The organism is Piscinibacter sp. (assembly GCF_050175855.1).
GTDB lineage: Bacteria > Pseudomonadota > Gammaproteobacteria > Burkholderiales > Burkholderiaceae_C > Piscinibacter.
Map to the genome: position 1 here is coordinate 1 of NZ_JBFXIO010000419.1, position 4,122 is coordinate 4,122.

The 4,122-nt window shown below is 70.3% G+C and carries 7 protein-coding genes; 5 read left to right on the top strand and 2 right to left on the bottom strand.

Annotated elements, in window-relative coordinates; genetic code table 11:
• From AB7U92_RS22890 to AB7U92_RS22910, 5 genes are all read left to right on the top strand, one after another.
• Positions 1–528 (top strand): GntR family transcriptional regulator (locus AB7U92_RS22890; RefSeq protein ID WP_428582444.1); only part of this gene is annotated, 528 nt, incomplete at its 5' end.
• Between the two features lie 34 nt (positions 529–562).
• Positions 563–1,075, top strand: coding sequence for a dihydrofolate reductase (locus AB7U92_RS22895; protein ID WP_428582446.1), 513 nt, complete (start codon positions 563–565; stop codon positions 1,073–1,075).
• 119 nt (positions 1,076–1,194) lie between these two features.
• The gene (locus AB7U92_RS22900) at positions 1,195–2,163 is read left to right on the top strand and encodes an MBL fold metallo-hydrolase (protein WP_428582448.1); all 969 of its coding nucleotides are present in this window, start codon (positions 1,195–1,197) and stop codon (positions 2,161–2,163) included.
• Positions 2,164–2,167: 4 nt separating this feature from the next.
• The gene (locus AB7U92_RS22905) at positions 2,168–2,731 is read left to right on the top strand and encodes a histidine phosphatase family protein (RefSeq protein WP_428582450.1); all 564 of its coding nucleotides are present in this window, start codon (positions 2,168–2,170) and stop codon (positions 2,729–2,731) included.
• Between the two features lie 40 nt (positions 2,732–2,771).
• Entirely contained in the window at positions 2,772–3,407 is a 636-nt protein-coding gene (locus AB7U92_RS22910) for an exopolysaccharide biosynthesis protein (RefSeq protein WP_428582452.1), read from the top strand.
• Positions 3,408–3,409: 2 nt separating this feature from the next.
• Here AB7U92_RS22910 and AB7U92_RS22915 read toward each other — a convergent pair whose 3' ends face one another.
• Together AB7U92_RS22915 and AB7U92_RS22920 are read right to left on the bottom strand one after the other, a co-directional pair.
• On the bottom strand, positions 3,410–3,934 hold the full coding sequence (locus tag AB7U92_RS22915; protein WP_428582454.1) for a hypothetical protein: 525 nt from the start codon (positions 3,932–3,934) through the stop codon (positions 3,410–3,412).
• Between the two features lie 23 nt (positions 3,935–3,957).
• The coding region (locus AB7U92_RS22920; RefSeq protein WP_428582456.1) for a copper-binding protein at positions 3,958–4,122 on the bottom strand (165 nt) is incomplete at its 5' end.

A 4,122-nucleotide genomic window follows, 5' to 3' on the forward strand; every position in this document is an offset into this window, starting at 1 on the left:
CTGTGCGCCGAGTACGGCATCAGCCGCACGCCGCTGCGCGAGGCGCTGAAGGTGCTGGCCGCCGAAGGCCTGGTGACCATGAAGCTGCGCCGCGGCGCCTACGTCACCGAGGTGTCTGAGCGCGACCTGGCCGAGGTCTTCCACCTGCTGGCGCTGCTGGAAGCCGACGCCGCCCGCGTGGCGGCACAGAAGGCCACCGCCGACGAGATGGCCGAGCTGCTGGCCATCCACGACGAGCTGGAGAACGCGCTCGACGACCGCGCGCGCTTCTTTGCTGCCAACGAGCGCTTCCACATGCGGCTGCTGGAGATCGCCGACAACCGGTGGCGCATCCAGATGGTGGCCGACCTGCGCAAGGTGATGAAGCTCAACCGTGCGCAGTCGCTGCTCAAGCAGGGCCGTCTCGAAGCCTCGCTGAAGGAACATCGCCAGATCATGGCGGCGCTGAAGGCACGCAATGCCGATCGCGTGCAGGCGCTGATGCAGCACCATCTCGAAGCCGGCCGCGAGGCCGCCGCGCTAGCCTGAAGCCGGCGCCGACAATGCGCCGACAATGCGGCGGATGACCGCACGCCGCCCCACCCTCGCCCTCATTGCCGCCGTCCCCCGCAACCGCGTCATCGGCTGCGGCGGCGAACTGGTCTGGCACGAGAGCGAGGATCAGAAGCACTTCCGCCGCGTCACCATGGGCTGCCCGGTGATCATGGGCCGCAAGACCTGGGATTCGCTGCCGCCGCGCTTCCGCCCCCTGCCCGGCCGGCGCAACGTGGTGGTCACGCGCAACCCGGCGTGGCATGCCGAAGGCGCCGAGCGCGCCGGCTCGCTCGATGAGGCGCTGGCCCAAGTGGACGATTCGGACAAGGTGTTCGTGATCGGCGGCGCCGAGCTCTACGCGCTGGCCCTGTCGCGGGCCGACGAACTCGAGCTCACCGAGGTCGACGCCGAGTTCGAAGGAGATGCGTTCTTCCCCGACTGGCCGCGCGGCCAGTTCCGGCTCTTGACCTCGGAAGGGCGCACGGCCGGCGACGGCACTGCCTTCCACTTCAACCGCTACCGGCGCGTGACGCCCGCCTGACGCGGGCCGTCATCCATAACCCCACTATCGGCTACGGCATTTCGATAGGCTGGACGCGGCCGGCGCCGCCTCGCCATCATCGCGACCCATCCGTTCACAACAGTACCGGAGAGTCGTACATGCTTCGCCGCCAGTTCCTCGGTGCCGCCGTCGCCGCCCCGCTCGCCTACGCCGCCGGCTCCTTCGTGCCCGTGTGGGCGCAGAACGCGCCCAACTTCGGCACGCCGACGCTGCCCTCGCCGGGCTTCCGCCGCATGAAGGTGGGAGACGTGGAGGTGGTCTCGCTGATCGACGGCATCGCCCGTCGGCCGCTGGGCGAGGAGTTCGTCAAGAACGCGCCGATCGCCGAGGTGCGCGCCCTGCTTGCCTCGCAGAACCTGCCGACCGAATACATCGACGTGCCGTTCACGCCCTTCCTCGTGATCGCCGGCGGCCGCCGCATCCTGATGGACACCGGCCTGGGCGAGTTCGGCGGCCCGACCACCGGCAAGCTGCTGGAGAACCTGCGCGCCGCCGGCGTGCAGCCGGGCGACATCGACACCGTGCTGATCACCCACTTCCACGGCGACCACATCAACGGCCTGCGCAACAAGGCCGGCGAGTTCGTGTTCCCCAAGGCCAAGGTGCTGGTGCCGGCGCCGGAGGCCGCCTTCTGGATGGACGACGCGAAGATGAATGCCGCGCCCGAGGGCATGAAGGGCGCCTTCCAGAACGCACGCCGCGTGTTCGCGCAGATGCCGTCCGACATGCTGGTGCGCTTCGAGCCGGGCGGCGAGGTGGCGCCGGGCATCCGCTCGGTGGCGGCCTTCGGCCATACGCCGGGCCACACGCTGTTCCAGCTGCAGTCCGGCGGCCAGAGCTTCTTCTACGTCGGCGACCTGACCAACGTGCCGGCGCTGTTCGCGCGCAACCCCGACTGGGCGGTGACCTTCGACATGGATGCCGAAGCCGCACGCAAGGTGCGCCGCGAGGTGCTGCAGCGCATCGTCGACGCCAAGGCGACGATCGGCGGCTTCCACTTCCCCTTCCCCGCCTTCGGCAATGCCGTCGCCCAGGGTTCGGGCTACGCCTTCCAGCCGGTGGCTTGAGGCGATGGTCGCGCGCCGCCCGCTGCTGCTGGCTGCCCTGGCCTCACCGCTCGGTGCGGCCCGCGCGGCCGACGCCGAGACCCTGCTGCGCGCCGGCGGCGTGGTGATCGCCTTCCGCCACGCGCTGGCGCCGGGCACCTTCGACCCGCCGGGCTTCAAGGTCGGCGACTGCAGTACGCAGCGCAACCTCAACGACGAGGGCCGCGCGCAGGCCAGGCGCATGGGCGAGTGGTTCGTGCAGCGCGCGCTCAAGCCGGAGCGCGTGCGCTCCAGCCCCTGGTGCCGCTGCATCGATACCGCCACGCTGGCCTTCGGCGCACCGGAGATCGACGCCACGCTCGGCTCGCCGCGCGGCTACTCCGAGGCCACCAATGCCGAATCCCTGCGTGCATTGCGGCGTTCGCTGGCCGCGGCCTCGAAACGCACGGGGCGCTTCGAGGTCTGGGTCACGCACATGTTCGTGCTCTCGGCGCTGACCGGCGAAGGCAGCAGCTCCGGCGAGGGGCTGGTGCTGCGGGCCCGGGCCGATGGCAGCCCCGAGGTGCTGGCGCGATTGACGATTGCCTGATGGAAGTCCGGGCGCGCTGGCTAGAATGCGCGCCCGCTGCATGACCCAACCCATCCCGCTCGACCAGCTCCCGCTCAAGCTCACGCTCTCGGACATGCTGCGCGAACTGGCCGGCGACGAGCGCCGCGAGCGCATCGCCGTGGCCGACCTGCTCGACGCGCTGGGCGACCGGGCGCTGGCCGCGCTCCTGTTCGTCTTTGCCCTGCCCAACGTGCTGCCGATGCCGCCGGGCACTTCGGCCATCCTCGGCGCGCCGATGCTGTTCCTGGCGGCGCAGATGGCCTTCAACATGAAAGCCTGGCTGCCGGCGCTGATCGCGCGGCGCTCGATGGCCCGCAGCGACTTCCTGACCATGGTCGAGCGCGTCTCGCCCTGGCTGGAGCGCGCCGAGAAGCTGATGAAGCCGCGCCTGACGCCGCTGGCGGTCGGCGCCATGGAGTCGGTCGTGGGTGCGGTGTGCCTGCTGATGTCGCTCGCCGTGTTCCTGCCCATTCCCCTGGGCAACATGCTGCCGGCGCTGGCCATCTGCCTGCTGGCGATGGGCATCCTCGAGCGAGACGGCCTGTGGGTGCTGGCCGGGCTCGCCACCGCCGTGGCTGCCGGGGCACTGGTCTCGGGCGTGATGTGGGCGGCAGTGAAGGCCACGATCTACTTCGTCAACCAGGTGCTGCAGTAGGCTCAGCGCGCCCGCCGCCGCGTGAGTGCGAGCATCGCCAGTGCCACCGCGATGGCCGTGTAGTTGGCCCACTGGAAACCGGGCGTGTTCCAGGCCAGCCCATCGAAGCCCTCCTGCGTGAACGGGTACAGCACCGGCACCGGGTAGAAGTCCGCCGAGTGGGTGAAGACGTCGATCACGATGTGCGACCACCAGCCCAGCAGCGGCACCAGCAAACTGCGGCGCCATCTCCACACGACAACGCTGGCGACGCCAGCGATCACCGCGCTGTGCAGGATGCAGTGCAGGTGGTGCGACAGCATCGCCACCCAGGGCACGAGCACGGGCTCGGCGCCGGGCATGGCGAAGGTGTAGTCGATCAGCGTGCGCAGGCCTCCGCCGCCGGCCAGCAGCGGCAGCAGGTGCGCCAGGTCGGGCAGCACCGCCATGCCGACCGTGGCCAGGGCGATGCCGCGCGGGATCGGCACGCGGCGGCGCGCAGCTGCGACGCCGATGCCGGCCCACAGCGCGTGCGCCAGCGTGTCCATGCCGCTTCGCGCCGCGGGGCCCTTCAGGGCTTCTGGATCTCGGTGACGATGTAGGTGCCGCCTTCCTTGGCGGCCTTGAACTTCACCTTGTCGCCGGGCTTGATCGGGTCGAGCATCGCCTTGTCCTTGACGGTGAACACCATGGTCATCGGCGGCATGTCGAGGTTCCTGATCTCGCCGTGCTTGAG